General features: G+C 74.0%; 27 protein-coding genes. 11 read left to right on the top strand and 16 right to left on the bottom strand.

Translation table 11 applies throughout. From position 1 onward, the window contains the following. A partial coding sequence (locus F8274_RS06710; RefSeq protein ID WP_192579731.1) for a C39 family peptidase occupies window positions 1–485 on the top strand: 485 nt, incomplete at its 5' end. 1 nt (window position 486) lies between these two features. On the opposite strand, the gene F8274_RS06705 is transcribed toward F8274_RS06710, so the two are convergent. Beyond that, complete coding sequence (locus F8274_RS06705; protein WP_225853630.1) at window positions 487–1,788, bottom strand: PQQ-binding-like beta-propeller repeat protein; 1,302 nt, start codon at window positions 1,786–1,788, stop codon at window positions 487–489. Beyond that, on the bottom strand, window positions 1,773–3,056 hold the full coding sequence (locus F8274_RS06700) for a PQQ-binding-like beta-propeller repeat protein (protein WP_192579730.1): 1,284 nt from the start codon (window positions 3,054–3,056) through the stop codon (window positions 1,773–1,775). Before F8274_RS06700 ends, F8274_RS06705 begins: the two co-directional genes overlap by 16 nt. Before the next feature lie 95 nt (window positions 3,057–3,151). Between F8274_RS06700 and F8274_RS06695 the strand changes: the two genes are divergently transcribed. Further along, a complete protein-coding gene (locus tag F8274_RS06695; RefSeq protein WP_192579734.1) occupies window positions 3,152–4,987 on the top strand; it encodes a hypothetical protein in 1,836 nt (611 codons plus the stop codon). 19 nt (window positions 4,988–5,006) lie between these two features. On the opposite strand, the gene F8274_RS06690 is transcribed toward F8274_RS06695, so the two are convergent. Together F8274_RS06690 and F8274_RS06685 are read right to left on the bottom strand one after the other, a co-directional pair. After that, window positions 5,007–6,794, bottom strand: a complete 1,788-nt coding sequence (locus tag F8274_RS06690; protein WP_151461403.1) for a hypothetical protein — start codon at window positions 6,792–6,794, stop codon at window positions 5,007–5,009. Then, window positions 6,752–8,560, bottom strand: a complete 1,809-nt coding sequence (locus F8274_RS06685; RefSeq protein ID WP_225853631.1) for a hypothetical protein — start codon at window positions 8,558–8,560, stop codon at window positions 6,752–6,754. The genes F8274_RS06690 and F8274_RS06685 overlap by 43 nt, the downstream gene beginning before the upstream one ends. Window positions 8,561–8,797: 237 nt before the next feature. Between F8274_RS06685 and F8274_RS06680 the strand changes: the two genes are divergently transcribed. Both F8274_RS06680 and F8274_RS06675 read left to right on the top strand, forming a co-directional pair. After that, window positions 8,798–9,982 (top strand): hypothetical protein, encoded by a 1,185-nt coding sequence (locus tag F8274_RS06680; RefSeq protein ID WP_151461401.1) that lies wholly within the window; start codon window positions 8,798–8,800, stop codon window positions 9,980–9,982. Between the two features lie 153 nt (window positions 9,983–10,135). After that, a complete protein-coding gene (locus F8274_RS06675) occupies window positions 10,136–10,666 on the top strand; it encodes a hypothetical protein (protein WP_151461400.1) in 531 nt (176 codons plus the stop codon). Window positions 10,667–10,817: 151 nt separating this feature from the next. Here the strand turns inward: F8274_RS06675 and F8274_RS31170 are convergent, their stop codons facing one another. Together F8274_RS31170 and F8274_RS06670 are read right to left on the bottom strand one after the other, a co-directional pair. Next, window positions 10,818–10,991: a hypothetical protein gene (locus F8274_RS31170; protein WP_192579729.1), complete on the bottom strand. Its 174-nt coding sequence runs from the start codon at window positions 10,989–10,991 to the stop codon at window positions 10,818–10,820. Beyond that, window positions 10,988–11,206 (bottom strand): flavin reductase, encoded by a 219-nt coding sequence (locus F8274_RS06670; protein ID WP_151461399.1) that lies wholly within the window; start codon window positions 11,204–11,206, stop codon window positions 10,988–10,990. Before F8274_RS06670 ends, F8274_RS31170 begins: the two co-directional genes overlap by 4 nt. A 441-nt stretch (window positions 11,207–11,647) precedes the next feature. On the opposite strand from F8274_RS06670, the gene F8274_RS06660 reads away from it, so the two are divergent. The 3 genes from F8274_RS06660 (at window position 11,648) to F8274_RS06650 (ending at window position 12,870) form a co-directional block, all read left to right on the top strand. Further along, on the top strand, window positions 11,648–11,863 hold the full coding sequence (locus F8274_RS06660; protein WP_225853629.1) for a GntR family transcriptional regulator: 216 nt from the start codon (window positions 11,648–11,650) through the stop codon (window positions 11,861–11,863). Between the two features lie 81 nt (window positions 11,864–11,944). Continuing rightward, window positions 11,945–12,229 carry a hypothetical protein gene (locus tag F8274_RS06655; RefSeq protein ID WP_151461398.1) on the top strand — a complete coding sequence of 95 codons (285 nt, stop codon included), beginning with the start codon at window positions 11,945–11,947 and terminating at the stop codon, window positions 12,227–12,229. After that, window positions 12,226–12,870: a hypothetical protein gene (locus F8274_RS06650; RefSeq protein WP_151461397.1), complete on the top strand. Its 645-nt coding sequence runs from the start codon at window positions 12,226–12,228 to the stop codon at window positions 12,868–12,870. The genes F8274_RS06655 and F8274_RS06650 overlap by 4 nt, the downstream gene beginning before the upstream one ends. Before the next feature lie 84 nt (window positions 12,871–12,954). Here the strand turns inward: F8274_RS06650 and dxs are convergent, their stop codons facing one another. From dxs to F8274_RS06630, 4 genes are all read right to left on the bottom strand, one after another. Beyond that, window positions 12,955–14,901 carry a 1-deoxy-D-xylulose-5-phosphate synthase gene (dxs, locus tag F8274_RS06645; protein ID WP_151461396.1) on the bottom strand — a complete coding sequence of 649 codons (1,947 nt, stop codon included), beginning with the start codon at window positions 14,899–14,901 and terminating at the stop codon, window positions 12,955–12,957. A 67-nt stretch (window positions 14,902–14,968) separates the two neighbouring features. After that, a complete protein-coding gene (locus F8274_RS06640) occupies window positions 14,969–16,132 on the bottom strand; it encodes an anhydro-N-acetylmuramic acid kinase (RefSeq protein WP_151461395.1) in 1,164 nt (387 codons plus the stop codon). Window positions 16,133–16,145: 13 nt separating this feature from the next. Then, entirely contained in the window at window positions 16,146–17,384 is a 1,239-nt protein-coding gene (locus tag F8274_RS06635; RefSeq protein ID WP_151461394.1) for a class I SAM-dependent RNA methyltransferase, read from the bottom strand. After that, window positions 17,381–19,444, bottom strand: coding sequence for an APC family permease (locus F8274_RS06630; RefSeq protein WP_151461393.1), 2,064 nt, complete (start codon window positions 19,442–19,444; stop codon window positions 17,381–17,383). Before F8274_RS06630 ends, F8274_RS06635 begins: the two co-directional genes overlap by 4 nt. Window positions 19,445–19,590: 146 nt before the next feature. Here F8274_RS06630 and F8274_RS06625 point away from each other — a divergent pair, with 146 nt between their 5' ends. Then, window positions 19,591–20,256 (top strand): TrkA family potassium uptake protein, encoded by a 666-nt coding sequence (locus F8274_RS06625; RefSeq protein ID WP_151461392.1) that lies wholly within the window; start codon window positions 19,591–19,593, stop codon window positions 20,254–20,256. A 2-nt stretch (window positions 20,257–20,258) separates the two neighbouring features. Beyond that, on the top strand, window positions 20,259–20,948 hold the full coding sequence (locus F8274_RS06620; RefSeq protein WP_151461391.1) for a TrkA family potassium uptake protein: 690 nt from the start codon (window positions 20,259–20,261) through the stop codon (window positions 20,946–20,948). Between the two features lie 19 nt (window positions 20,949–20,967). Here F8274_RS06620 and F8274_RS06615 read toward each other — a convergent pair whose 3' ends face one another. The 4 genes from F8274_RS06615 to dut all read right to left on the bottom strand — a co-directional run bounded on the left by F8274_RS06615 (window position 20,968) and on the right by dut (window position 23,416). Continuing rightward, on the bottom strand, window positions 20,968–21,642 hold the full coding sequence (locus F8274_RS06615; RefSeq protein WP_151461390.1) for a DUF3159 domain-containing protein: 675 nt from the start codon (window positions 21,640–21,642) through the stop codon (window positions 20,968–20,970). Further along, on the bottom strand, window positions 21,639–22,019 hold the full coding sequence (locus F8274_RS06610) for an OB-fold nucleic acid binding domain-containing protein (RefSeq protein WP_151461389.1): 381 nt from the start codon (window positions 22,017–22,019) through the stop codon (window positions 21,639–21,641). The genes F8274_RS06615 and F8274_RS06610 overlap by 4 nt, the downstream gene beginning before the upstream one ends. Window positions 22,020–22,257: 238 nt before the next feature. Continuing rightward, window positions 22,258–22,893, bottom strand: a complete 636-nt coding sequence (locus F8274_RS06605; protein ID WP_151461388.1) for a DUF3710 domain-containing protein — start codon at window positions 22,891–22,893, stop codon at window positions 22,258–22,260. 25 nt (window positions 22,894–22,918) lie between these two features. Further along, the gene (gene dut / locus F8274_RS06600; protein ID WP_192579733.1) at window positions 22,919–23,416 is read right to left on the bottom strand and encodes a dUTP diphosphatase; all 498 of its coding nucleotides are present in this window, start codon (window positions 23,414–23,416) and stop codon (window positions 22,919–22,921) included. Between the two features lie 86 nt (window positions 23,417–23,502). On the opposite strand from dut, the gene F8274_RS06595 reads away from it, so the two are divergent. Further along, complete coding sequence (locus F8274_RS06595; protein ID WP_151461386.1) at window positions 23,503–23,994, top strand: DUF3093 domain-containing protein; 492 nt, start codon at window positions 23,503–23,505, stop codon at window positions 23,992–23,994. 22 nt (window positions 23,995–24,016) lie between these two features. Here the strand turns inward: F8274_RS06595 and F8274_RS06590 are convergent, their stop codons facing one another. Together F8274_RS06590 and F8274_RS06585 are read right to left on the bottom strand one after the other, a co-directional pair. Continuing rightward, window positions 24,017–24,871 (bottom strand): hypothetical protein, encoded by an 855-nt coding sequence (locus F8274_RS06590; protein ID WP_151461385.1) that lies wholly within the window; start codon window positions 24,869–24,871, stop codon window positions 24,017–24,019. A 133-nt stretch (window positions 24,872–25,004) separates the two neighbouring features. Next, window positions 25,005–25,301 carry a DUF4193 domain-containing protein gene (locus F8274_RS06585; protein WP_091269374.1) on the bottom strand — a complete coding sequence of 99 codons (297 nt, stop codon included), beginning with the start codon at window positions 25,299–25,301 and terminating at the stop codon, window positions 25,005–25,007. A gap of 433 nt (window positions 25,302–25,734) precedes the next feature. Here F8274_RS06585 and F8274_RS06580 point away from each other — a divergent pair, with 433 nt between their 5' ends. Continuing rightward, entirely contained in the window at window positions 25,735–26,247 is a 513-nt protein-coding gene (locus tag F8274_RS06580; protein WP_192579732.1) for a LytR C-terminal domain-containing protein, read from the top strand. Window positions 26,248–26,291 lie beyond the last annotated feature (44 nt).

Raw genomic sequence — 26,291 nt, 5'->3', positions numbered from 1 at the left:
ACCCCGTGCAGTCCCGCGTACGCCGTGTTGAACGCCCAGTTCCCGGCCCCCGGCCCGTGGTGGTGCACGCCGCCCGGCACTGCTACGACCACGCGTACGCGGGGGCCGGGAACTGGGCGTTCAACACGGCGTACGCGGGACTGCACGGGGTGGACGCGTTCGTCACCCGGCTGCGCTCGCTGGTCGAGGCGGAACGGTTCGTGGCCGCCGGCATCCCGCTGATCGTCTCGGCGGCCTTCACCCGGGGGCAGGTTCCCGGGCTGGACTACGACACCCGGGGGCACCTGATCGTGCTGGTCGGCTTCACGGCCGACGGCGACCCGGTGCTCAACGACCCGTACGCCCCCGACGACGAGGGGGTGCGCCGGACCGTGCCCCGGGCGGCGTTCGAGGCGGCCTGGCAGGGCGGCAGCGGCGGCGTCGTCTACGTGGTGCGGCCCGGGTCGGTGCCGCTGCCGCCGGCGCCCGTCCAGGCCAACTGGTAGGTCAGCGGCCCACCGGCCAGATCATCAGCCCGCCCGACGGGCGCAGGCAGACCAGCGCGGTGCCCGAGTCGGCGCACTCGTCCCAGGAGCCGGGCAGCACCGCCCGGATCCGGGCCTCACCGGCCGCGACGTCCAGCACGCCGACCAGCGTCCGGTCGCCGGTCAGCCGGCGCAGCCCGAGCAGCCGGGTCGGGTCGCTCTCGACACCCGTCGTCCGCCAGCGACCGAGCCGGGCGAGAGCGCGCCCGGTGGCCGGGTCGAGCACCGACAGCTCCAACTCCAGCCCGACACCGGGCTCGGCGCCGAGCAGCCGGCCGCCGACCGGCGCCATTCCGACCCACTGGTCGTCCACCCAGCCCGGCCGGCCGGTGGCCGGGTCGAGGGCGCGTACGCCGCCGACCTGGTCGCGGATGCACACCATCCCGGCGCACTCGACGAACCACACCCCGGCGCGGGGCTCCACCGGCACGTTCCAGCGCCGGTCCAGCCGGTCCAGCCCGTACGCGGTGACCGTGCCCGGCGCGCCGTCGACCAGCAGCAGGTCGGCCACCACCTGGGTGAACCGGTAGGAGACCCGGTCCGCGGCCGGCGGCACCCGGCCGGCGTGCACCAGCGCGCCGGAGTCCGCGTCGTGCACCTCCACCCGGCCGTCCGGGGTGACCAGCACGATCTGGGTCGGCCCCCGGTCCTCCGTCCGGTAGGCCACCCCGTTGCTGGGCAGCGGCAGCGACCAGCGCACCGCGCCGGAGGCCGGGTCGACGGCCAGGACCGTGCCCGTCCCGGCGGCACGCGGCGTCTCGAACAGCACCCCGCCGGACGCGGTCGACACCGGGTAGCCGGACTGCCGCCAGCGCACCACGCCGGTCCGGGGATCCAGCAGGGTGGAGAGCGTGTCGCCGGCCCCGGCCGGGCTGCTCGTCACCAGCAGCCCGCCGGCCACCGTGCCCAGCCCGAGGACGTGGTCGCCGGCCGGCAGGGTGAACCGCCACAGCGGCTCGCCGCCGGGCAGGCGATGCCCGGTGACCACGCGACCACCCCGGCCGACGGTGCCCGGCCCGTCGGCCACCACGAGCCGGTCCGCCAGGACCAGGAAGACGGCGCCCTGCGGGGCGGCCACCCGGATCCCCGTCGGCGGCCGGGCCGGCGGGGCCGCGCCGGCCAGGGTGAGCACCGCGAGGCAGCAGAGCGCCACCACCCGGGCCACCCGGCCCGGCGGCCGGACCGGCGCGGACGCCGGCTCGTCGGCCTCGTCGCCGCGCCGCATCTCCCCCAGCTCGATGACCGGGCTCACGGCAGCCGCCACAGCGCGAACCCGCCGTTCGTGTGGCGGCAGACGACCAGCTTCGCGCCCATCCGGCAGTCCCCGATCGCGCCGACCAGGACGTCACGCGCCACGGGGCGGCCGCCGGCCGGGTCCAGCTCGACAAGAAGCTGGCGGCTGTTTCTTATCCGCCGGATGCCGAACAGCCGGCCGTCGAACTCGTCCTGGGGGACCACCTCCCAGACGCCGAGGTCGGCCACCAGCCGGCCGGTGGCCTCCTCCACCACCGCCATGGGGGTTCCGGTGGCCGTGGCCTCGCCCGCGGCGACCAGGAGCCGGCCGCCCGCGGCCCCAAACGTGCCCGTCCACCGGTCGCCGGTCCACCGGACGGCGCCGGTGGCGGGGTCGAGCGCCCACATCCCGCCGGTCAGCCGGGTGGCACAGAGCAGCCGGCCGCACCGCTCGGCGTAGCCGAGCAGCGGGAGCACCGCCGTCCAGCGCCGCTGCAGGGTGTCCAGGTCGTAGGCGGTGACGCTGCCGCCGTCGACCCCGATCACCAGCAGCAGCCCGGCGGCGAGCAGGGTCCGCCCCCGGGTGGGCCGGTCACCCGGAGCCAGGTCGCGGGCCGCCAGCCTCGCGCCGCTGGCCGGGTCGTAGACGGCGGTCTCGCCGTCGGCGGGCAGGTACACCAGCCGGTCCACCTCCCCGGACGGGCCGAAGCTGAGCTCGAGGCTGTCCGGGGTGCCGGGGGCCGACCAGAGGGTCCGGCCGTCGCTCACCGCCACCCGGCGGAACGGCTGCCGGCCCGTCACCTCGGGGACCTGCATGAGCAGCGCCCCGCCGGCCGGGAAGGCCACCCCGGGCTGGAGCCAGCTCACCCGGCCGGTGCGGGCGTCGAAGCCGATCGTCTCCCACCCGGAGTCGTTGGCGGCCCGCCCGACGAGCAGCACGGTGCCGTCCTGCTCCCACACCGTGGTGCCGGCTCCCTCCCCCGGCACCAGGGTCCGCCAGATCGTCCGGAGTGGACCCACACCGACGTGGTAGGCGACGAGTTGCCGGCCCACGCCGCGCTGCGGGTCGGGCGGCTGCACCACGTACACCCGGTCGCCGGAGACGAACGCGGTGGCACCGGGACCGCCGGCCAGGGTGCGCGCGGCGGGCCGCGACGGCGGGGCGGCGGCGCCCAGCGTGACCAACGCCACCAGCAGCACCACGACGCTCCGGAACGGACGGCCGACGGCCCGCGGCCGCCGGGCCGCCGGACCGGGCGCGGTGTCGTCGCGCAGCTCACCCAGATCAATGACGGTCACGACCACCCCCTCTCCGCGCCGCCGCACCGGCGGCCGGCCGTGACCGGTGCGGCGACGTGCCGCCTGTACGATGGCCCGTCGTGGCTGTGCCGGTGGTGGATCCCTCGCTGAACTCCTCGCCCGTCGAGGCCGAGGCCGTCGTGGCGGACCCGCCGCGTCGGCCCCGACGCCGGCCGGCGCGCGCCGACGTGCTGGCCATCGGAGCCTATGCGGTGCTCGGGGTTCTCGTCTGCCTCAACTACTGGGGGGACGTGGAGCACCGGGTCTCCTCGCACCTGCCGACCGACCACAGCTGGTTCGAATGGCTCTTCGCGCACGGCGCGTACTCGGTGCGTCACCTGGAGAACCCGCTCTTCACCGCCCGGCAGAACGCGCCGGACGGGGTGAACATGATGGCGAACACCTCGCTGCTCGGGGTCACCCTGCCGCTGGCGCCGCTCACCCTGCTGCTCGGCCCGCAGGTGATGTACGCGCTCTACCTCGGCGCGGCGCTCTCGGCCACCGCGGCCACCTCGTACTGGGTGCTGTCGCGGCACCTGGTGCGCTCGCGCGGGGCGGCCTTCGTCGGCGGCGCCTTCCTCGGTTTCGCCCCGGGCATCGTGCACCACGCCAACGGCCAGCCGAACTTCGTCTCCAACTTCCTGCTCCCGCTGATCGTGGCCCGGGTGCTGCGGCTGGGCGAACCGGGTCGCTGGCGGCGCAACGGTCTCGCGCTGGGCCTGCTGGTGGCGTACCAGATCTTCATCAACGAGGAGATGCTGCTGCTCACCGCGCTGGCCTGCCTGGTGGTCGTGGTGGCCTCGGTGGTGCAGCGGCCGCGTGCGGCGCGCGAGCGGGCCGGCGCGTTCCTCGCGGCCGCCGGGGTGGGCGGCGGGCTGGCCCTGCTGCTGACCGCGTACCCGATCTGGTTCCAGTTCAACGGGCCGCAGTCCTACCGGGGCCTGCAGGGCGGGGTCTTCCACAACTGGGGCGAGGACATGATGGCCTTCGTCACCTTCGCCCGCGACACGGTCGCCGGGAACGAGGCGGTGGAGCAGACCATCGGGCTGACCGAGCAGAACACCTGGTTCGGCTGGCCGCTGGTGCTCGTGGCGCTGGCCGCCCTGGTGCTGCTGGTGCGCCGCTCGCTGCCGGCCCGGATCCTGGCCGTGCTCGTGGTGGTCTTCTCGGTCGCCGCGATCGGCCCGAAGGTGCGTTTCGACGGGGTGGAGACCACCGTCGACGGCCCCTGGGCGTACGTGCCGGACGACCTGCCGCTGGTCGAGATGATGATGCCGACCCGGCTCAGCCTGGTGGTGGCCGCCGCGGTCGGCGTGCTGCTCGCGCTGGCCTGGGACGCCCTGTCCGGGCGCGGCCGCCCGCCGGTGCCCGCCCAGCGCACCGGCTCCGCCAGTCCCGGGTCGCTCCGGCGCCGGCTGCGCCTCGTCGGGTACGCGGCCATCGTGGCCGCCCTGCTCCCGCTGTTCCCCCGCCCGCTGCCGGCCCAGCAGATCGACCCGCCGCCGCGCTTCATCACGGCGGGCGGCTGGCGGCCCTACGTGCCGGACGGCCGCACCCTGGTGCCGGTGCCGATCCCGAGCAACGTGCACGGCCTGCCCACGCTGCGCTGGAGCGCGCTCACCGAGCAGGCGTTCCCCATTCCCGGCGGCTACTTCATCGGGCCGAACGAGGTGGGCGAGGGGGTCTTCGGCGCGCCGAACCGGCCGACCAGCACCCTCATCTACTCCACGATGGACGCCAACAAGGTTCCGCCGCTGACCGAGGAGAACCGCCGCCAGGCCCTCGACGACCTGCGCTTCTGGAAGGCGTCGGTGGTGGTGCTCGGCGCGAACCCCCGCGAAGACGTGCTCCGCGAGCTGATGACGGCGCTGCTCGGGCAGCCGCAGCGCGTGGACGACGTCTGGCTCTGGGACGTCCACGACCGCGTCTGACGGCCATTCGGCCGAGAGGTCAGCCGGTCAGGGGGCGGACATCCCACAGGTGCGCGCCGGGGACGTCGCGGCCGGGGCCGACCAGGGCGTCCACCGTGGCGCGGACCGGGTCGCCCGGCGTCGAGCCGGCCTGCACGAGCACCGCCGCCCGCCAGTGCCGCAGGTCCGCGACGGCCTGGCGGCGTTCCGCGTCGCCGATCGGCGGCACCTGGCCGGTTTCGGCGGCCCGGCGCAGCAGCAGCGAGGTGGGCAGGTCCGGCGCCCCCCAGTGCGCGGTGGGACTGTCGGCGGAGCGGGGGCCGATGAAGTAGCCGCCCGGCGCGTCGAAGGCCAGCCCGGTGCGCGCCGACCAGAAGGTGGCCGGGCTGACCCCGGACCCGGTCACGGGCGGCACCGGCACCAGCGTCCGCCCCGGCGGCACGTACGCCCGCCAGTCGCCGCCGGCCACGAAGGCCGGCACCGGCATGGCCGGCACGGTGCGGATCGGGGTCGGGGTGAGCGGCAGGAGCGCGGCGGCGACCGCGCCCGCCCACGGCGCCCAGGTGCGGGCCGCGCGGTGCCGGACCCGGTCCAGGGCGAGGGCCAGCAGAACCCCGAGCACCGGTACGCACACCAGCGCGAACCGGGCCGGCACCACGAGGTCGAGCAGCGGCACCCCGGCGAGCAGCCGGTACGGCCCCGGCAGCCCGGTGTCGTGCCGGTTCACCACGATCGTGGTGCCGAGGGAGAGCAGCGCGAAGAGCAGCCCGCAGGCCGCGAGGGCCCGGACCAGGGGCCGCCGCCACAGCCGGACCACGATGAGCACGGCCAGCAGCGGCAGGAACGGTCCGAAGAAGGAGTTCTCCTCGGTGGGGTTCGGGGAGAGCAGCCCGGCGTGGTAGCCGTCCCCGGCGACGGTCTGCCGGGCGGCGGACGCGTACGAGGCCAGGTCCAGCCGGTAGCCCCGCGCGTAGAAGGGCATCCCGTCGTAATGGCCGGGGCCGCGGAACTGGACCCAGAGCGGGTACGCCAGCAGCACCCCGGCGACCAGCACCCCGACGCCGAGCCGACGCGCCACCACGGGCGCCAGCCGGCGCGCCCCGGCCCGGTCCGCGAGGGCGTACGCCCCGGCGAACACCCCGGCCGCGAGGGCCAGGAAGACCAGCACCTCCTCACCGAGGAAGACCTGGTACGCGACGGCCAGCCCGAGCAGGATCCCGTCCCGGCGAACCCGGTCGGCGGCCGGCCGGAACACCAGCCCGAGAATCACCGGGACCAGGAACTGGGCGGCCATGTGCAGGTGCGCGCCGGCCTGGGACACGAGGCCCGGGGCGAAGCCGCAGAACAGCCCGCCCACCGCCGCGGCGGCCCGGGAGCGGACCAGCCGGCGGGCGAGCAGCGCGTACCAGGCGGTGGCCGTGCCGGCGAGGCAGAGCACCACGGCGACGAGGAAGGCCGCCTGCGAGCCGAACAGCGCGGTGACCGGGGTGAGCGGCACGCCCAGCCCCAGCACCGAGGTGTTGGCCATCAGGTTGACCCCGTCCGGCACGTTCAACGCGGCGCTGTGCAGCGGGTTCTCGCCGCCGGTCACCGCCCGGGCGGCGCGGGCCAGCATCCACTCGAACAGCATCTGGTCGCCGGCCTGGTGGAACAGCCGGTCGGGCCGGCCCCACTGGCCGGCGGTGAGCAGCACGGCCAGCCCGAGGTAGCCCGCGACCACGAGCGCGTCGACCGGGCGCGGCCGCCACCGGCGCCGCTGCGCGGGGTCGGGGCGGTCCGGGCCGGTCAGGCGGACTGGCTGGTCAGTGTCCGGACGTCCCACAACCACACGTCCAGCTCCTGCCGGGCGGGCCCGACCAGCTGCTCCACGGTGCGGCGCAGCGGTTCGGCGTTCTGCTCGTTCAGCGGCAGCACCACGATGGCGGCCCGCCAGTGCCGCAGCTCGTCGAGGAAGCGGCGGCGCTGCCGCTCGTCGAGCTTCGGCGTACGCCCGGTGGCCTCGACCTCGGCGAGCAGCTCGCCGAGGCCGCTGGGCCGGCCGCCGAAGCGGCCCGGGTCGCCGGTGACCCCGTTGCGCGGGGCGAGGAAGTAGCCCCCGGGGATCTTGAAGGCCAGGTCGGTGCTGGCCGCCCAGCGCATCGGGTCGGTGTTGCCCATGGCCGGCACCGGGACGGAGACCAGCGTCTGGTCCGGGCCGACGTACTGCCGCCACCGGTCGGCCGTGATGAACGTCGGCACGGCCGGGCGGGTGGTGACCCGCAACGGCATGGGCGCGATGGGCAGCAGCGCGAAGACCAGACCGGCGGCGGTCAGGGTACGCATGGTGCGCCGCTCCACGACCCGCAGCGTGGCGGCCCGCTGGACGGCCAGGGCCAGCAGCATCCCGACGACCACGGTGGTGATGAGGCCGAACCGGGTGGGCACCACGGCGTCCAGCAGCGGCAGCTTCACCAGCAGCTCCCACGGGCCGGTGACCAGGTCCCGGTCCCACCAGGAGACCCGCTCGCCGAGGGAGAGCACGGCGAAGAACAGCCCGGTCGCGGCGAGCGCCCGGACCACCATGTCCCGGCGCAGCCAGACCACGATGCCGACGGCCAGCAGCGACAGGCTCCAGCCGAAGAAGGCGTTCTCCTCCGAGTAGTTCGGGGCCAGGTTGACGTTGGCCCGCTCGTTGCCGCCCAGCGTGGGCGAGCCGGGGGTGAAGAACGCGGCGATGTCGTTGCCGTAGTCGCGGACCGTGTCGCTCAGCCCGTGGTACGCCATGGGCCCCGCGAACTGCACCCACAGCGGGTACGCCAGCAGCGCCCCGGCGAGCACCGCGCAGACGGCCAGCCCGGCGGCGAGCGGCCGCCAGGCGGCGGCCCACCGCTCGCGCCGCTGCACCACCACGGCCAGCAGGAACACCCCGCAGGCCAGCGCCGTGAAGAGCAGGATTTCCTCGTTGACGAACGCCTGCGCGGTGACCAGCAGGGCGAGCAGCGCGCCGTCGCGGACCGGCCGGATGGAGCGGGTCAGCACCAGCACCCGCCACACGATGAACGGCAGCAGGAACTGGCTGATGATGTTCGGATGCCAGTTGGCGTGCGACAGCATGGCCGGCGAGAACCCGCAGAACCAGGCCCCCACGGCAGCCGCGAGCCGGTTGCGGACCAGGTGCCGGGAGAGCACCCGGTACCAGGCGGCGGCCGTGCCGGCGAGACCCAGCGTCACCAGGGTGACGAAGGAGACCGCCGGTCCGAACAGGAGGGTCACCGGCACCATGGGGATGCCGAGGGCCAGGATGGCGGTGTTCGCCATCAGGTTGACCCCGTCCGGATAGTTGAACTGGTCGGTGTAGAACGGGTACTCGCCGTGCAGCACGACCCGCACCGAGTGGGCCAGGAAGAACTGCACCTGCGCCGGGTCGCTGCTGTAGAGGGCGGCCACCCGGCCGGCCGGGTCGGCCCAGATGCCGCTGGTCACCCAGAGGGCAGCGAGCAGGAACACCCCGTACACGGCCAGGTCCAGCCGGCGCGGCGTCCACCGCCACCGCCGCCGCGCGGCCGGCGCGGCCGGCTCCGGGTCGGGCGCGGTGACCGGGGGTTCGTCCACCATGACGGAGAGCGGTCCGCCGGGGGCGTCGGCGTCGGGCGTCGAGTCGCCACGGGGCTCGGCAGGCGTCACAGTCGGCGGAGTCTACCGGAGCGGGAGAATGGCGTACGAATCGCACGTCCCACCGTCCTCAATGGTCATCGGCCGAAAGGGTGAGCCGGGCGCGGCCGGGCGACGGGTCGTCTCGTACCATGTGGGCTTCCGGACACGACCACGATGGGATAACAGGGGGCGTACAGGGTGGCTTCAGCCCGCCGACGCGGCACGACGGCCACCGCGCTGCTTGCCCTGCTGCTGACCGGCTGCGGCCCGGTCGCCGGGCGGCAGCCCGCGACGCTGCCGGTCGGCTACGACAGCCTGGACGGCACCCTGAAGGTCTGGCCGGCGCGGGGCAGCCTGACCCGCGACGCCGCCGCGACCGCCGGCATCACCGCCGCCGTCCGCGACTGGCGCTCCCCCGTCGACGACCGCGCCCACCTCTCCTCCTCGGGCATCCTCTACTCCGGGGAGGTGGCCGGGTCGCCGCTCGCCCTGGTCGCCGCCGACGTGCCCGGCGAGGCCGCCTCCTGGCTGCTGCAACTCGACCGCGACGGGCAGCGCTGGCGCGTGGCCCACGCCACCGAGTACACCGAGCCCGGCTACCTGGTCTACTCCGACGTGCTGCCCGTCCAGCAGCCCACCGGCCGCCGCTATCTCACCTCCGCCCGGGTGGAGCGGCTGCTCGGCCCCGACGGCAAGGCGCTCCCCGCGGCCGACGGCATCACCGAGCCGGTCGCCGTGCCCGCCTGCCAGGCCGTGGCGGTGACCGCGACGCTGCGGCCCACCCGCTCGCTGCCGCGCGGCCGGGCCGCGGACCGCGTCCTCGACCTGGGTACGGCGACTCCGGCGCCTCGCTATCCCCTGGTGCGCGACGAGACGGGTTCGGGGAAGCGGGCGCTGACCGGACTGGACACGTGCGTGCTCGGCGGGGAGCGGGGGCCGTTCGGGAGCGTGCCGCGGCGGCTCGGGGACCGGCAGGCGCCGCAGTCGGCGCCGGAGTCCTGGCCGATGGCGAAGATCGCGGTGCGGTCGCTGGGGTCGGTGACGCTCGGCGGCGGCGAGCCGGGTGAGTTGGAGCAGCTCACCTGGGACAGCGCCACCGGGACGATGACGGCGGTGGTCTACCGGCCGGCGGGCGGTGGCGCTCCGGTGGTCTCCCCGGCCGACCGGTCCACGACGTTGCAGGCCTACTACCTGCCGGTGCCGGAGCAGCCTCTGGCCGTGCTGAGCTGGCGGACGCGGGATGCGTCGTTCGCGGCGCCGCCGGGGACGACCCGGCTGGTGGACCGGCCGGGGCTCGTGGTGGTGGCGCAGCCGGACCGGAAGCAGACGTTCAGCCTGGCGGGCACCGAGAAGACCTGGTACCGGTCCGTGGGCGGGCGCTGAGCCTTCGACGTGGCTCGTCGCCGGCGTTCGACGCCAACCGAAGGGCCGACCCGCCGCCGTACGCGCACCGTATTGACACCCTCACCCAGCGGGAGCAGATTCCGGGGTGCGCCCGGTCGGCCGCGGCCGCGGCGTCCCGGAAGGACGGTCACCATGCACAGGATCAGGTCCACCGGTAAGGCCCGAATCGCCTCGGCGGTGGCGCTGCTCGCGCCGTCGCTCCTGCTCGCGGCCGGGCCGGCGCCCGCCTACGCCGCCGCCGACACGACCACCCGGATCCTCCGGGCCCCGCTGGACCTCTCCGTCGTCCTGCCCTGCGCCAACGACGGCCTCGGCGAGGTCGTCGACTTCGACGGCACGATCTCCGAGGTCTACCACGTGACCGTCGACGGGACCGGCGGGTTCCACGTGCACATCGTCGAGACCCAGTCGAACGTGCACGGCATCGGCGCGACGACCGGCGACCGGTACGTCAGCACCCGGGTCAACCTCTTCGTCTACAACCAGGGCTCCGGCGGGCTGCCCATCACCTCGACGCAGGAACTGGTCTTCAAGATCGTGGGACAGGGACCGGGCAACGACGCCCTGCTCCGGATCAGGAACCACACGACCCTCAACGCCGACGGCACGGTGACGGTCGCCTTCGACACGTTCTCCGCGGAGTGCGAGCCCACGGCACCCTGACCCGCCGATCCCCGGTGCCGGTCCGGGGCGAGCGCTGAGGCCGTCGTCCGTTGCGGTGCCCGTCGGTGGGTTGCGGCTTCACCCTTTGGCGATCTTGGTACGAAGTGGCCCCTATGGGGGCCGTTTCCTACCAAGATCCCTCCCGGGCCTCTCAGACGAGGCGGTGGAGGCGGACTTTCGGGCGCTCGTTTCTCAGGTGGGCCTGCTTGTGCTGGCGGACCTGCTCGTTCCAGGACTCCTGGTCGTAGTCCGGGTCGGGCGGGATCCATCTGTGGGAGCCGTCGCTGTAGTGGAACTTCTCGTCGCCGGGTCGCACGATGCTCATCTTGTCCAGCCGAGGAAGCGGTAATGCAGGTGGCCGGCGGGGACGTGGGCCAGGTCCCGGGTGGCGTGGACAAGCTGGGCGGCCAGGTAGAGGGCGAGCGACACCGGGGCGCCGTCGTACTCCGCTCGCAGCTCCCGGCGGCGCGTCGGGCAGGGCCAGTCGGCACCGCAGCCACCGCAGGCCCAGGCCGGTGTCACGGGCACGTGGGTCGTCATCGCGGGTCGTCCTGGTTCGGCCAGTGGCCGCGGCTGATCGGAATGACGTGGCGGCTCCGGCACGGGAGGTCAGCTCCGCAACGGCAGACGCGCCGCCAGTGCCGCCACGACCAGACGGGCCGATGACGGCGCGCCAACGTCAGCGCCACCGCCAGGAGATATTCGTCGTAGGAGACGCGCTTCATCGGCTTGCCGTTGTCATCCGAGCGAGGGTCTGCCCGCCCTGACCAGCCGAACTGCGCACTGCCTCTCCTCATGCCTCAGTTGGTAGGGGACGTGGATGCCCGGTCACGGGGGATGCGCCGGACATCCACGCCGGCGAGGACGGCCCACAGCGCCAACCGGGGGAATCGACCTCCTCGGCAACCTCCCATAGGTACCGTTGGGTAGTCAAGGGCTGACGTAGGTGGTCTACTCGTGTTGCCAACCGAGGGGAACACCGTGCCACCGCGTTACCGCTACGAGCAGATCGCCGACGACCTCGCCGAACGCATCGCGACCGGCGAGTTCCCGCCCGGCTCCAAGCTGCCGAGCCGGCGAGAGTTGATCGAGCACTACGGGGTCACGGAGCCGGTGATCGACCGGGCGATGCAGGTCTTACGGATCAAGGGGATGACCGAGACCCTGCCCGGCGTGGGCGTTTTCGTCGCAGAGTAGATCCACCACACCGATGGGTTAGGCTTCCGGCCCCGCGCGATGACAGGTCGCTGTGCGATGCACTTCCAAAGGGTGATCGGAATGGACGGCTTCGAGGGCCGCTGCTGGCTGGACTGGTGGGCCAACAGATCGAACCTTCTCGGCAGCGTCGAAGTGGCCGTCGTGGTCACCGCCGACGACACCGGCTGGAACGCTCAAGGCCGCGTGGTCAGCGACACCGACGAGGAACGGGACGGCTTCGCCGTCCTCTGCGACCAGGACCCTGTCTTCGCGCTGCGCTTCGAAGACGGAAGCACCGTCGCCGTGACCGTCCACCCCACCGACGACCACCGCCAATTCACCCTCACCGAGTGCGTCCCTCGATGAGCTTCGGCGTCTACGCGCGGAAGGTCCGCGACAGGTCTCTGCCCTACGGCCTCCGCGTGTCGGCTCTGCGGTCCTGCGTCCAGCTCTACCGACCGATCGGATTCCAGGCGACACTGGGCTTCCTTGAGGAGATTGCCGGTCCCTTTCAGCGTGACGAGGACGCGCTCCTGAAGGCGCTCAACGCGATAGAGGCCAGCCGCGCCGAATGGCATGCGGACATGCGCGACTACGCGCACAGACGCCGCCAGGCCAAGCAATGTGGCCAACGGATTCCTCCCGTTCAAGCTCGTAACCCGAACGGCTCTCCGCCGATTTGGTACGGCGCGGCCAGGTCGGCCGCCTTGTCCGCCCTGCGGTATTGGAGCCGGAGCCGCCTTCCCACGTTGAGAGTGACAGCTCACGACGCCGGCAACACGGTCGACGTCCTCGTTGCCGCTGTTCTGTCGTCGGGTGGCGATCTGACATCGGAGCAACGGCACCTTCTCGTTCTGGCCGTCGCGGAGCTTGAAGGGCGTATGCAGCCGGATCTCTGGTCCGACGACCCAGTCGCCTACTTCCGCGCTCGGGACCTGTTGAAGGCTGCGTACCTGGTGGAGACCGCGAGCGACGATGGGCAGCCTCAACGATCGGCGGCTGGATAGCCGAGAGTGCTCAGGCCCAGCCGGGTCACCGATGCAAACGGGCGGCCCGGCAGGTAGCAGGGCCGCCCGTTCGCGTAGCGGAGATCAGTTCTTCGCGGTGGCCTTGTCGGCGGTGGTCTCGACGGACTGCGCGTCCAGCCCCGAGATCCACCCGGTGACGTTGCGGGCCACGTCCTGGGCCGTCAGCCCGAGGTCCGCGAGGATCTGCGCCCGGGTGCCGTGCGGGTGCCAGTCTGCCGGCACACCGAGGTCCTTCACCGGCACCAGGACGTCGGCGTCCCGCATGGCCTGCGCGAGGGCGGAGCCCACGCCACCGACCCGCACGCCGTCTTCGACGGTCACGACGAGCCGGTGACCGGCGGCCAGCTCGACCAGCTCGGCCGGCACGGGCCGCACCCAGCGCGGGTCGACCACGGTCACCCCGTACCCCTGCTCGGCGACCCGGGTGGCGACCTCCATGCCGAGCGCGGCGAAGGAGCCCACCGCGACCAGCAGCACGTCCTTGCGCGGCGACTCGGCCAGCACGTCGACGGGGCCGACGCGGCGCACGGCCGGGAGGTCGGCGGCGACGGTGCCGGTCGGGAAGCGCAGGATGGTCGGCCCGTCGTCGACGGCGACCGCCTCGCGCAGTTCCTCGCGGAGGGTGGCCGAGTCGCGGGGTGCCGCAACCCGCAGGCCGGGCACCACGCCGAACACGGACATGTCCCAGATGCCGTAGTGGCTGGGCCCGTCGGGGCCGGTGATGCCGGCGCGGTCGAGCACGAAGGTGACCGGCAGCTTGTGCATGGCCACGTCGAGCAGGACCTGGTCGAAGGCGCGGTTGAGGAAGGTGGCGTAGACGGCGACCACCGGGTGCAGGCCGCCCATGGCGAGGCCGGCCGCCGAGGTGGCGGCGTGCTGCTCGGCGATGCCCACGTCGTAGACCCGGTTGGGGTACTTGCGGGCCAGGGTGGCGATGCCGGTGGGCTCGGCCATGGCGGCGGTGATGCCGACGACGTCGGGGCGCTCGTCGGCGATGGTGACCAGCTCGTCGGCGAAGACGTGGGTCCACTTCACCGACGGCGCGGCGAGCAGCTTGCCGGTCTCGATGTCGAACGCGCCGCCCGGGCCGTGCAGGCGGTCCGCCTCGTCCTCCTCGGCGGCGCGGTAGCCGTAGCCCTTGCGGGTGACCGCGTGCACTATCACCGGGCCGCCGAAGTTCTTGGCGGCGCGCAGCGCCGACTCGATCGCAGGGACGTCGTGGCCGTCGACCGGGCCGACGTACTTGATGCCCAGGTCCTCGAACATGGCCTGCGGCGCGACGGCGTCCTTGATGCCCTTCTTGACGGCGTGCAGCACCTCGTACATCGGCTTGCCGACCAGCGGGGTCGAGCCGAGCGCGTCCTTGACGGTGTCGAGCACCTTCTCGTAGCTCGGGTTGAGCCGCAGCGACGACAGGTGGTCGGCGAGGCCGCCGATGGTCGGCGAGTAGGACCGGCCGTTGTCGTTGACCACGATCACGAGCGGGTTGCCGGCGGTGGCGATGTTGTTCAGCGCCTCCCAGCACATGCCGCCGGTGAGGGCGCCGTCGCCGACGACGGCGACGACGCTGCGCTTCTCGCCGCGCAGCGCGTACGCCTTGGCGAGCCCGTCGGCGTAGGACAGGGCGGTGGAGGCGTGCGAGTTCTCCACGAGGTCGTGCTCGCTCTCGGCCTGGCTCGGGTAGCCGGAGAGGCCGCCGCGCTGGCGGAGCTTGTCGAAGCCGTCCTGCCGCCCGGTGACGATCTTGTGGACGTAGGCCTGGTGGCCCGTGTCGAACAGGAGGCGGTCGCGCGGCGAGTCGAAGACCCGGTGCATGGCCAGGGTCAGCTCGACCACGCCCAGGTTGGGGCCGACGTGCCCGCCGGTGCGGGAGACCTTGGCGATCAGGAAGTCCCGGATCTCGGCGGCGAGGATGTCCAGCTGCTCGGCCGTCATCCGCTTCACGTCCTGCGGGCCGCGGACGGTTCCCAGCAGCCGACCGTGGTTGGCCGTGCCCTCTTCAACACTCATGACCGAAGAGTCTATCGGCCACCCGACAGCCCGCAGCCCGGCCGTGGATCTTCCCAGGTCAGACCGCTTATGAGGGCCTGACGACCAGCCGGAGGGGCGCAACCGGCGGTGCGGCGGCCGACGGCGGGCCGGAGGGGGTCCAGGACCCCAGCACGGCGGCCCGGGAGGCCCCGGTGACCGAGGGGATGGCGCCGGGCAACCCGTGCCAGGAGAGCCACCCGAGGAGGGCGAACGCGTACGCCTCCTTGGCCTGGGCCGGCACCCCCAGCTCGTCGGTGGTGCGCAGCCGCCAGCGGCCCTCCCCCAGGGCGGCGAGCCGGCCCCGGAGTGTGGGATTGCGCACTCCCCCGCCGGCGGCGACGACCTCGGTCACCCCGTGCCGGTCGCAGGCGTCGGCGACCGTCCGGGCGGTCAGCTCGGTGAGCGTGGCGAGCACGTCGTCGGCGGCCACCGGCTCGCCCAGGGCGGCGAGCCGGTCGTCCAGGTAGCCGCCGTGGAACAGCTCCTTGCCGGTGGACTTGGGCGGGGGCGCGGCGTAGTAGGGCTCGGCGAGCAGCAGCGCCAGCAGCCCGTCGTGCACCCGACCTGCCGCCGCCCGCACCCCGTCGGTGTCGCAGGGGCGGTCCAGGAAGCGGCGGGCCGCGGCGTCCAGGAGGGCGTTCGCGGGACCCACGTCGTACCCGAGGACCGGCGCCCCGGGAGCGACCACGGTGAGGTTGGCGATGCCGCCGAGGTTGAGCGCCGCCCGCGGCCCGCCGGCCGCGTCGAGCAGCAGCGCGTCGAAGGCCGGGACCAGCGGCGCGCCTTGGCCGCCGGCCGCCACGTCCGCGGACCGGAGGTCGTGCAACACGGGTACGCCCACCCGGGCCGCCACCCGGGCCGGCGCGCCGAGCTGGAGGGTGCCCCGCACCCGGCCCGCCTCGACCGAGTGGAAGACGGTCTGCCCGGGCGAGACCACCGCGTCGGCGGTGCCACCGGCCAGCTCGACGCCGGCCGCCGCCGCCTCGGCGAAGACCTCGCCGAGACGGTTGTCCAGCCGGCAGACCGCCTCGATGGTGGTGGCCGCCGGGGGCAGCAGCGCGCCGATCTCGGCCCGCAGGTCGTCGGGGTAGTCCAGGCTGCGGTGCCCGAGCGGGCACAGGGTCACCGTGTCCCCGTCCCGGATGAACTCGGCCGCCACCACGTCCACCCCGTCGTAGGAGGTCCCCGACATCAGCCCGACGATCTTCATCGGGCCAGGCTAGTCACTCGCCGGGCGGCAGGAACAGGCCGACCAGCTCGACGTGCTGGGTCATCGGGAACAGGTCGAAGCCGCGCAGCGCGGCGAGCCGCCAGCCGGCCCCGGTGAAGGTGCGCACGTCCCGGGCGAAGGCGGCGGGGTCGCACGCCACGTACGCGACCGCGCGCGGGCGGGCCGCGACGATGTCCCGCACCACCGGGGCGCCCGCGCCGGAGCGCGGCGGGTCGAGCACCACGAGGTCGACCGGGCCGGTGACCCGGCGGCGGGCCAGCGCGGTCTCCACCCGGGCGGCGACCACCTCGACCCGGGCCAGATCGGCCAGGTTGGCACGGGCCGCGTCCACGCCGCTCTGGCTCGACTCGACCAGCGTGACCCGGGCGTCGCCGACCCGGCCGGCGAGGGCCGCGGCGAACAGGCCCGCGCCGCCGTAGAGGTCCCAGGCGGTCTCGCCGGGGCGCGGGTCGAGCAGGTCGAGCACGGCGCCGACGAGGGTGTCGGCGGCGGCCGGGTGCACCTGCCAGAAGCCGGACGCGGGCAGCGTCCAGTCCCGACCGGCGGCCACCTCGCGCACGTCGGCCGGGCCGCTGACCGGGGTGGGGACCCCCTCGGCGTACGCGACGACGCTGACGTCCCCGCCCGTCGAGGCGACCGTCTCGACGGCGTCGGCGTCCGGCCAGCTCGCCCCGCTCGGGGTGAGCACCGGCAGCTCCTGGATGGCCGGGTGGGCGATCAGGCAGCGGTCGATCGGCACCACCTCGTGCGAGCGGTGCTTCAGCAGCCCGGCCCGGCCGGCCGCGTCGACCGCGTAGCGGACCCGGGAGCGCCAGCCGAGCTGCCCGCCGGGCAGCGCCTCGACCCGGACGCCCAGCGCGTCGACCTGGTCGTCGGTGAGGCCGCCCAGCCGGGTGAGCTGCTCGCGCACCACGGCGAGCTTCCAGTCGAGCTGGGCGGCCGGGGTGACGTGCTGGAGGTCGCAGCCGCCGCACCGGCCCGGCTTCGCGTACGGGCAGGGCTGCTCCACCCGGTCCGGTGAGGCGGTGAGGATCTCCACGGCGTCGGCGCGGGCGAAGCCCCGGTGCAGCTCGGTCACCTCGGCCACGACCCGCTCGCCGGGCAACGCGTGCCGGACGAAGACCACCTGGCCGTCGACCCGGGCCACGCAGTGCCCGCCCGGGGCGACCGCGTCCACGGTCAGCTCGACCCGCTGCGCCTCCTCCAGCCCGCTGCGGGCCGGCGCGGTCACGGGCGCTCCCCCGCGCCGCTCTCGCCGGGCGGTGCGGAGACCACCGGCGGGACGGTGGGCGGCAGGGTGCTGCGCGGCACCACCCGGGGGCCGCGCGCCGGGCCACGGGTGAGCGTGGCGTCCAGCCGGTCCAGGTTCTTGCTGGCGGTCGAGGCGAGCTGCCAGGGCACGCTGGTGACCATCACGCCCGGCTCGAAGAGCAGCCGGCCCTTGAGGCGCAGCGCGCTCTGGTTGTGCAGCAGGTTCTCCCACCAGCGGCCCACCACGTACTCCGGGATGAAGACGGTGACCACGTCGCGGGGCGACTCGCGGCGGACCGACGCGACGAAGTTGAGGATCGGCCGGGTGATCTCCCGGTACGGCGAGTCGACCACGGTCAGCGGCACCGGCAGCTCACGCCGCTCCCAGTCGGCCTGGAGGTCCCGGGTGTCCTTCTCGTCCACGTTCACCGTCACCGCCGTGAGCGTGTCCGGTCGGGTCGCCCGCGCGTACGCGATGGCCCGCAGGGTCGGCTGGTGCAGCTTGCTGACCAGCACGATGGCGTGGTTGCGGGCGGGCAGCACGGCGCGCTGCTCGGTCGGCTCCAGCTCGGCGGCGATCCGGTCGTAGTGCCGGCGGATGGCCAGCATGACCAGGTAGATCATCGCCATGGCGGCGATCGCGATCCAGGCGCCGAGCAGGAACTTGGTGAGCAGGACGATGACCAGCACCACGCCGGTCATGGCCATGCCGAACGCGTTGATCGCCCGGGAGCGGATCATTCGGGATCGCGCCTCCGGGTCCCGCTCGGTGCGCAGGTGCCGGTTCCAGTGCCGGATCATGCCGAGCTGGGAGAGGGTGAACGAGACGAACACCCCGACGATGTAGAGCTGGATGAGCCGGGTCACCTCGGCCTGGAAGCCGATGATCAGCACCACGGCGGCGACGGCCAGGAAGACGATCCCGTTGGAGAAGGCCAGCCGGTCGCCCCGGGTGTGCAGCTGGCGGGGCAGGTAGCGGTCCTGCGCCAGGATCGAGCCGAGCACCGGGAAGCCGTTGAAGGCGGTGTTCGCGGCCAGGAACAGGATCAGCGCGGTCATCCCGGCCACCACGTAGAGCAGCACCGAGCCGTTACCGAAGACGGTCTCGCCGAGCTGCGCGGTGACGGTCTTCTGCACGTAGCCGTCCGGCCCGGAGACGATCTGCGCCGGGTCTTCGACGAACTGGAGACCGGTCAGCTTGGCCAGCCAGATGATCCCGACCAGCATGCTGACCGCGATGGTGCCGAGCAGCAGCAGGGTGGTCGCCGCGTTCTTCGACTTGGGGGTCTTGAACGCGGGCACGCCGTTGGAGATCGCCTCGACGCCGGTGAGCGCCGCGCAGCCGGAGGAGAAGGTGCGCAGCAACAGGAAGATCAACGCGAAGCCGGTCACGCTGTGCTCGGCGTGGATCTCCAGCCCGGCGCTCGGCGCGCGCAGGTCGTGGCCGAGGATGAAGATCCGGACCAGCCCGGTCAGCAGCATGCCGCCGATGACGATCACGAAGCCGTAGGTGGGGATGGCGAACGCGGTGCCGGACTCGCGCAGGCCGCGCAGGTTCATGGCGGTCAGCAGCACCACCGCGCTGACCGCGATGAGGACCTTGTGGGTGGCCACGAACGGCACCACCGAGCCGAGGTTCGCGACGCCCGAGGAGACCGACACCGCCACGGTCAGCACGTAGTCGACCAGCAGCGCGCTGGCCACCGCGAGCCCGGCCCGCGGCCCGAGGTTGACCGTCGCCACCTCGTAGTCCCCGCCGCCCGAGGGGTAGGCGTGCACGTTCTGCCGGTAGCTGGCCACCACGGTGAGCATCACCACGACGACCGCGAGCGCGATCCACGGGGAGAAGATGAAGGCCGACGCGCCCGCGATGGAGAGCGTCAGGAGGATCTCGTCGGGGGCGTAGGCGACGCTGGAGAGCGCGTCGGAGGCGAAGACCGGCAGCGCGATGCGCTTCGGCAGGAGGGTGTGCTGGAGTCGGTCGGACCGGAACGGTCGACCGAGGAGGAGTCGCTTCAGCAGCGAGGTGGGTCTGGCCACAAGCGCCAAGAGTACGACCACACCGCCCCGGGCGGTGGGGGTGGCTTCTCGCCCGCGCGGTACGGTCGGTCCCCCGCCGGGCGCGGGGACGTGGCAGGCTCGCAGTCGACGGGCCAGCGTGCGGCACCGTGGGAGGAGCGGACACCGTGCATGTCGTGATCATGGGCTGTGGCCGGGTCGGGTCGACCCTGGCCCAGAGCCTGGAGTCCCGGGGGCACTCGGTGGCGGTGATCGACCAGGACGCGGACGCGTTCCGCCGTCTCGGGCCGGACTTCTCCGGCATCACGGTCACCGGCGCCGGTTTCGACGGCGAGGTGCTGCGGCAGGCCGGCATCGAGCGCGCCGACGCGTTCGCCGCGGTCTCCAGCGGCGACAACTCCAACATCATCTCGGCCCGGCTGGCCCGGGAGACCTTCGGCGTGTCCCGGGTGGCCGCGCGCATCTACGACCAGCGCCGCGCCCAGGTCTACGAGCGCCTCGGCATCCCCACCGTGGCCACCGTGCGCTGGACGGCCGAACGCATGCTGCGGCACCTGGTCCCCGAGGGCAACGTGGAGATGTTCCGCGACCCGACCAGCACGGTGTCGATCATCGAGGTGCCGGTGCACAAGGACTGGATCGGCCGGTCCCTGCGGCACCTCGAGGAGGCCACCGGAGCCCGGGTGGCCTATTTGATCCGGTTCGGGATCGGCACGCTGCCCACCGCCTCCACGGTGGTGCAGGAGGGCGACCAGGTCTTCATGCTGGTGACCGACGACATCACCGGCTCGGTCACGTCGGTGGCGGCGGCGCCGCCCGAAGGGGGGCAGTGAGCATGCGCATCGCCATCGCCGGCGCGGGCAACGTGGGCCGGTCGATCGCCCAGGAGCTGATCGACAACGGCCACCAGGTGATGCTGATCGAGCGGCAGCCCAAGATGCTCCGCCCCGACCGGGTGCCGGCCGCCGACTGGGTGCTCGCCGACGCCTGCGAGCTGGCCAGCCTGGAGGAGGCCAACCTGGCCGGCTGCGAGGTGGTCGTGGCCGCCACCGGCGACGACAAGGTCAACCTCGTGGTGTCGCTGCTGGCCAAGACCGAGTTCGCGGTGCCCCGCGTGGTGGCCCGGGTCAACCGGGCCGAGAACGAGTGGCTCTTCACCGAGCAGTGGGGCGTCGACGTCGCGGTGAGCAAGCCGCGGGTGATGGCCGCGCTGGTCGAGGAGGCGGTCACCGTCGGCGACCTGGTCCGGCTGATGACCTTCCGCCAGGGCGAGGCGAACCTCGTCGAGATCACCCTGCCGCCCACCGCGCCCTACGTCGGGCAGCCCATCCACGCGGTGCCGCTCCCCCGGGACGCGGCGCTGGTGGCGATCCTGCGCGGCAAGCGGGTGCTGGTGCCCAGCCCGGACGACCCCATCGAGGCCGGCGACGAGCTGATCTTCGTGTGCACCGCCGCCGTGGAGGACGAGGTCCGGGCGGTGATCCTCGGCCCGCCCAGCGTCGAGCGCAAGCGGGAGCGGTCCTGACCGACCGCCGCCCGGGGGCTCAGGCCCCCGGCAGCGGCTCCGGCGCGGGCTCCCGGGTCACCCGGCGCACCACCCAGACGGTGATCAGCAGCAGCAGCGCGTACGGCGGGTAGCCCAGGGCGAGCCGGGCCACGCCCAGCGCGGTGTCCTGGTGGGCCAGGTAGAGCCCGGCCTGCACGCCCACCTTGGCCAGCCACACCACGCCCCAGAGCACGGTGAGCTGGGTGAAGGTGCGCACCAGCCGCGGGTCGTCCCGCCACTCGGAGCGGCCCTTGGCCACCAGCACCGACCAGATCCAGCCGACCAGCGGCTGCCGGATCGCCGCCGAGAGCAGCAGGGCCAGGCCGTAGCCGATGCCGTAGAGGATGCCGGGCAGGTAGAAGTCGCGCTCGTCGCCGGTGCGCCAGGCGATGGCCGCGCCGATGGCGATGCCGAACAGGCCGTTGACCGCGTGCCGCACCGGCCGGCGCTGAGCCAGCCGCAGCCCGGCGATCAGCAGGGCCACCGCCACCGAGGCGATCACCGCGGGGCGCAGGTCGCCCACCACGTTGGCGATCACGAAGACCACCACGGGGATGCTCGACTCGACCAGACCCCGCCAGCCGCCGAGCTGGTCGGCCATCTGCTCGGCGATGCCGGGCAGCGGCGCGTCCTCCGGCCCGAGCTCCGGCTCGGTGTGCTGTCCGGTCGTCACTTCGGCGACTCCAGCTCGTAGTACGGGTTGTAGATCACCTTGCGGTCGTCCCGTACGGCCACCCGCCCGCGGGCGGTCAGGTGCCGGCCCGGCTCGATGCCGGCGATGTGCCGCCGGCCCAGCCAGACCAGGGTCACCACGTCGCTGCCGTCGTAGAGGTCGGCCTCCAGCGTGGGCAGGTTGGTCCGGGGCGTGTAGACCACCGTGCGCAGCCGCCCGGTGACCGAGACCACCTGGCCGCGCATGCACTGGCGGGCCGGCACGCCGCCGCACTCGGCGCTCTCCCGTTGCAGCTCCTGCGCCTCGATCTCGGCCTCGCTCGCGGTGAGCCGTTGCAGGAACCGCCGCAGCGACACCCGGCTCTCGTCGGTCGTCATGACCTCCGCGTCACCTCTCCACCCCGGCCGGCCCGCGCCGGCTCCCTGGATCGGCCGGCCGCGCCGGCGCGGCCCCGCGGATGGCGGAACCGTCCCGCCAGCGTACGCCGATCCGGCACGCCGGCGGGACCGGCGTCGGGGCGTACCGCGGCCGGGGCCGGACGCGCGACGGGCCCGGCGTCGCCGGCGTCACGCCGACTCGACCGGGCCCGGATCGCGGTGCTCAGACCTCGCGCTGTTACGGCGCGCCCTGCTGCTCGGCCTGCTCGGCCATTTCGCGGGGCAGCCGCAGCGGCAGCGGCTCGCGGACCGGCTTGGCCTCCTGGCCGCGGTCGACGACCAGGCCGTCGAGGCAGGCCGCGAGAGGGCCGGCGGCGTCGGGGCTGGTGGCGGCCGCGCCCTGGTAGACCCCGCGCACCATCCAGCGCGGCCCGTCGATGCCGACGAAGCGCAGGTCGGTGATGCCGTCCGGGGTGCGGACCCGGGCCCGCAGCTCGGTGCCGTACTCCCCCTCGACCTCCTGGGCGGCCGCGCCGTCGTTGAACAGCGACTGCCGGATCTCCTCGCGCACCTCGTCCCAGATGCCCTCGGAGCGGGGGGCCGCGAAGACGCCGAGCTGGAGGGCGTTCTCGCCGTGCACCAGCACCACCTGCTGGATCACGCCCTGCGGGTCGGCCTGCACCCGCACCTCGACCTCCGGGACCGCAGGGATCTGCAGGCTGCCCAGGTCGAGCCGGGGCGCGTCGGGCGCCTCGGCCAGGTCGTAGGGGCCGCGGGCCGACGGCTGCGGGGTCTCCTCGGTGTCGAGGACCCCGGTGTCCCGCTCGTCACGCGCGTGCCGCGCGCCCTCGGCCCGCTTACGGGAGAAGATCACTGCGCCCACCCTCCGCTGTTCGCACTCACCCTGCCACCTCTTCCGTCCGCCCGCCCGCCGGAGCCGGGACCAGCCCGGCGTGCCCGCCGGTGGAGCCGTGCCCGCCGGTCCCGCGCCGGGACGCGGGCAGCTCGACCACCGGCTGGAACTCGGCCCGGGCGACGCGCTGGACCACGAGTTGCGCGATCCGGTCGCCCCGGCTGATCTTCGCCGGCGTCTCCCGATCATGATTGATCAGGTTGACCAGGATCTCACCCCGGTAGCCGGCGTCGACCGTACCGGGCGCGTTGAGCACCGTCACGCCGAGCCTGGCCGCCAGCCCCGATCGGGGGTGCACCAGGCCGACGTAGCCCTCCGGCAGCGCGATGGCCACGCCGGTCGGCACCAGGGCCCGCCCGCCGGGCGGCAGCTCCACGTCCGCGGCGGCCACCAGGTCCGCGCCCGCGTCGCCGGGATTGGCGTACGCCGGCAGCGGCAGTTCCGGGTCGAGCTGCCGCACGGGCACGGGTACGACGTCTGTCACGGTCATCCTCTTCCGTCCGGTCCTTGCGGGGGTGACCCTGCCATCCTGCCGGTTCGGCGGCCGGCCGCGCGCCGTACCCTCGTGATGTGCGTCAGTCGTCATCCTCGGCCGCCCCGGTGGCCGCCGCCCCGGACTACTCGGAGCGCCTCGGGCTGCCCTGGTGGGCCTGGCCGGTCGGCCTGGCCCTGGCCGGGCTGCTCGCCGCCGAGCTGTGGATGGGCGCGACCGGCGTCCGGGCCTGGCTGCCGTTCGTGCTGCTGCTCCCGGCGGCGGCCGCCACGCTGTGGTGGCTGGGCCGGATCCGGGTCGAGGTGCGGGCCGGTGAGCTGCGGGTCGACGACGCGCACCTGCCGGTGCGCCACGTCGCGGACGCGGTGCCGCTGGACGCGGCCGGCCGGCGCGAGGTGCTCGGCGTCGGCGCCGACCCGCTCGCCTTCGTGGTGCAGCGCCCCTGGGTCGGCGGCGCCGTGCAGGTGGTGCTGGACGACCCCGACGACCCCACCCCGTTCTGGGTGGTCAGCTCGCGCCGCCCGGTCGAGCTGGCCGCGGCCCTGATCGCCGCTCGCGACGCCGCCTGACCCCGCCCGCGTCGTCCCCTGGTCAGGGGTGCGTGCCGGGCAGGGCGCGGGCCTGGTGTCGGAGGTCCTTGCGGAGCTGGTCGCCGAGGGTGCGGGTGGCCCGCCGGTTGAGGTAGCCGGCCACGGCGGCGCCGGTCAGGAACGGGCCGAGCGTGGTGAGGTTGCGGCCGAAGCGGCGCAGCAGGCTGTCGCGCAGCTCGCGGCGGGCCGCGGTGCCGAGCACCGCGCTGACCCCGACGCCCGGCATCATCGGGTTGACCCCGCGCTGGGTGGCCCAGGACTGCACCAGCGACACGGCACGCTGCGGGCCGCCGGCGGGCACCGGCAACCGGTGCACCTCGTGCAGCTCGCCGATCAGCTTCAGCTCGATCGCCACGACGGCGACCGTCTCGGCGGCCAGCAGCACCGGGGCGGAGAGCAGGGTCGGGGTGACCGCCCACTCGACCGCCGCCACGCCTCCGCCGGCCGCGCCGACGCCGGCGGTGGCCCGGGACGCGTTGCGGATCAGCCGGTCGGCGAGGGCCTCGTCGTCCAGGCCGGGGAAGTGCTTCCGGAGCGTGGCCAGGTCGCGGATCGGCACGCGCGGGGCGATCTCGGCGACGGTGTCGGCCATCCAGCGGACCGCGGCCTTCGGCTTGTACAGATCGGTGAGGCCGCGGGCGCGGGCCTGGCCGACCAGCCGGGTGAGCAGCTGCCGACGGCGGCCCGGAGCGAGATCGTCGGCGGTCAGCGCGGCGACGGTCGCGCCGAGCTGGTCGGCGTCCGCGCCGGGCGGCGCGGACTCGGCGGCGCCCGCGGGGGGCGTCGCGTCGGTCGGCCGGTCGGCGCCGCTGTCGTCGGCGCCCGGCCCGTCGGCCCGCTCGCTGCGCTCGCTCACCCGTCCGCCCTCCTGCTCCGCGCGGGCGTCATCCCCGCCGGTACGAGTCAAGCAGCTTCCGGCCACCCCCGCACGGCGGCTCGATAAGCGGCGGCCCCGTCGAGGAGGCCGCCGCCGGTGTCTCGGGTCGAGGTCAGACGCACTCGCGGCAGATCAGCTCGCCGTTGCGCTCGACCGCCAGCTGGCTGCGGTGGTGGACCAGGAAGCAGCGGGCGCACCGGAACTCGTCCTGCTGCATCGGTAGCACCTTGACCGTGAGCTCCTCGTCGGCCAGGTCGGCGCCGGGCAGCTCGAAGCTCTCGGCCACCTCGGCCTCGTCGACGTCCACGGCGCCCGACTGTGTGTCGACGCGCCGGGCCTTGAGCTCTTCCAGGCTGTCCTCGCCGAGGTCGACCTCGTCGCGACGCGGGGCGTCGTAGTCGGTGGCCATCGGTTTCACTCTCCCATATCGATATGGTCGCTTCCGGTTGTAACGCCGGACGACGCTGTTTCGGTTCCGCTGGCCGGCCACCAGAAGTGTCGGTCACCCGACCCGACCGTGGGCCGGGACCGCCAGGAAGGAACTCCCCCAGCGAGCGCGGAACCTTACCCCCCCTTTGGGCGAGGCATGTATACCGCCCTCGCGGCAGAGATGTACGCCCCTGCGCCCGAAGTTGTTCCCAATGTGACTCAGGCGACACGAAGATAGGGGTAGTAGTACCCGTTCCCCCGGTGGCGCGCCGGCATGTCGGACTGTTTCCACGCGACGGCCGGACAACCGTTAACCTCAGCGGCGTACTCGACGGCCGGCGGGGCGGACCGACCGCCGGCGGCCGCCGCCACCCAATCACGTCCGGGGAGCGCCCAGAATGAGTTTTGCACGAGTGCGGGCACTCGTTGTCGTCGGACTGCTGGCGGTCATCGCCCTGGTCATCGTCGTCGTCGCGCTGGTCCGCGACACCCAGAGCAAGGCCGGCACCGCCGCGGACTGCCCCGAGGGCTGGCCGATCGCCGACGTTCGCCTGCGCGAGCAGAAGGACGTCAAGATCAACGTCTACAACGGCACCGAAGAGGCCGGGCTGGCCGGCAGCATCGCGGACGACTTCCGCAACCGCAAGTTCCAGGTCAAGAAGGAGGCCAACGCCCCCAAGGCCGTGGAGGGCGTGGCGGTGCTGCGCTACGGCCCCAAGGGTGTCGGCTCCGCGCACCTGCTGCGGGCCTACTTCCTCAACGAGGCCAAGCTGGAACCCGACCTGAAGCGCAAGGACGACACGGTCGACGTGATCCTGGGCGACCGTTTCCAGCAGTTGGCCACCACCACCGAGGTCAACCAGTCCCTGGGCGACCTCGGCTCGCCGCAGGCGCCGACCGGCACCTGCGCGGGCCCGGTGAAGTAGCCGGCCGTTCGGTCGACCCGCCAGCGCGAAAGAGTGGCCTCCCC

The sequence above is a fragment of the Micromonospora sp. AMSO31t genome (assembly GCF_008868175.1).
Classification (GTDB): domain Bacteria; phylum Actinomycetota; class Actinomycetes; order Mycobacteriales; family Micromonosporaceae; genus Micromonospora.
This window is presented reverse-complemented; position numbering and strand designations above follow the sequence as displayed.

Coding starts and splice junctions, on each gene's coding strand:
- F8274_RS06685 (WP_225853631.1), bottom strand. CDS start 8,560: ATGGTGGACGAACCCCCGGTCACCGCGCCCGACCCGGAGCCGGCCGCG.
- F8274_RS06675 (WP_151461400.1), top strand. CDS start 10,136: ATGCACAGGATCAGGTCCACCGGTAAGGCCCGAATCGCCTCGGCGGTG.
- F8274_RS31170 (WP_192579729.1), bottom strand. CDS start 10,991: ATGAGCATCGTGCGACCCGGCGACGAGAAGTTCCACTACAGCGACGGC.
- F8274_RS06670 (WP_151461399.1), bottom strand. CDS start 11,206: ATGACGACCCACGTGCCCGTGACACCGGCCTGGGCCTGCGGTGGCTGC.
- F8274_RS06655 (WP_151461398.1), top strand. CDS start 11,945: ATGGACGGCTTCGAGGGCCGCTGCTGGCTGGACTGGTGGGCCAACAGA.
- F8274_RS06650 (WP_151461397.1), top strand. CDS start 12,226: ATGAGCTTCGGCGTCTACGCGCGGAAGGTCCGCGACAGGTCTCTGCCC.
- dxs (WP_151461396.1), bottom strand. CDS start 14,901: ATGAGTGTTGAAGAGGGCACGGCCAACCACGGTCGGCTGCTGGGAACC.
- F8274_RS06640 (WP_151461395.1), bottom strand. CDS start 16,132: ATGAAGATCGTCGGGCTGATGTCGGGGACCTCCTACGACGGGGTGGAC.
- F8274_RS06620 (WP_151461391.1), top strand. CDS start 20,259: ATGCGCATCGCCATCGCCGGCGCGGGCAACGTGGGCCGGTCGATCGCC.
- F8274_RS06610 (WP_151461389.1), bottom strand. CDS start 22,019: ATGACGACCGACGAGAGCCGGGTGTCGCTGCGGCGGTTCCTGCAACGG.
- F8274_RS06585 (WP_091269374.1), bottom strand. CDS start 25,301: ATGGCCACCGACTACGACGCCCCGCGTCGCGACGAGGTCGACCTCGGC.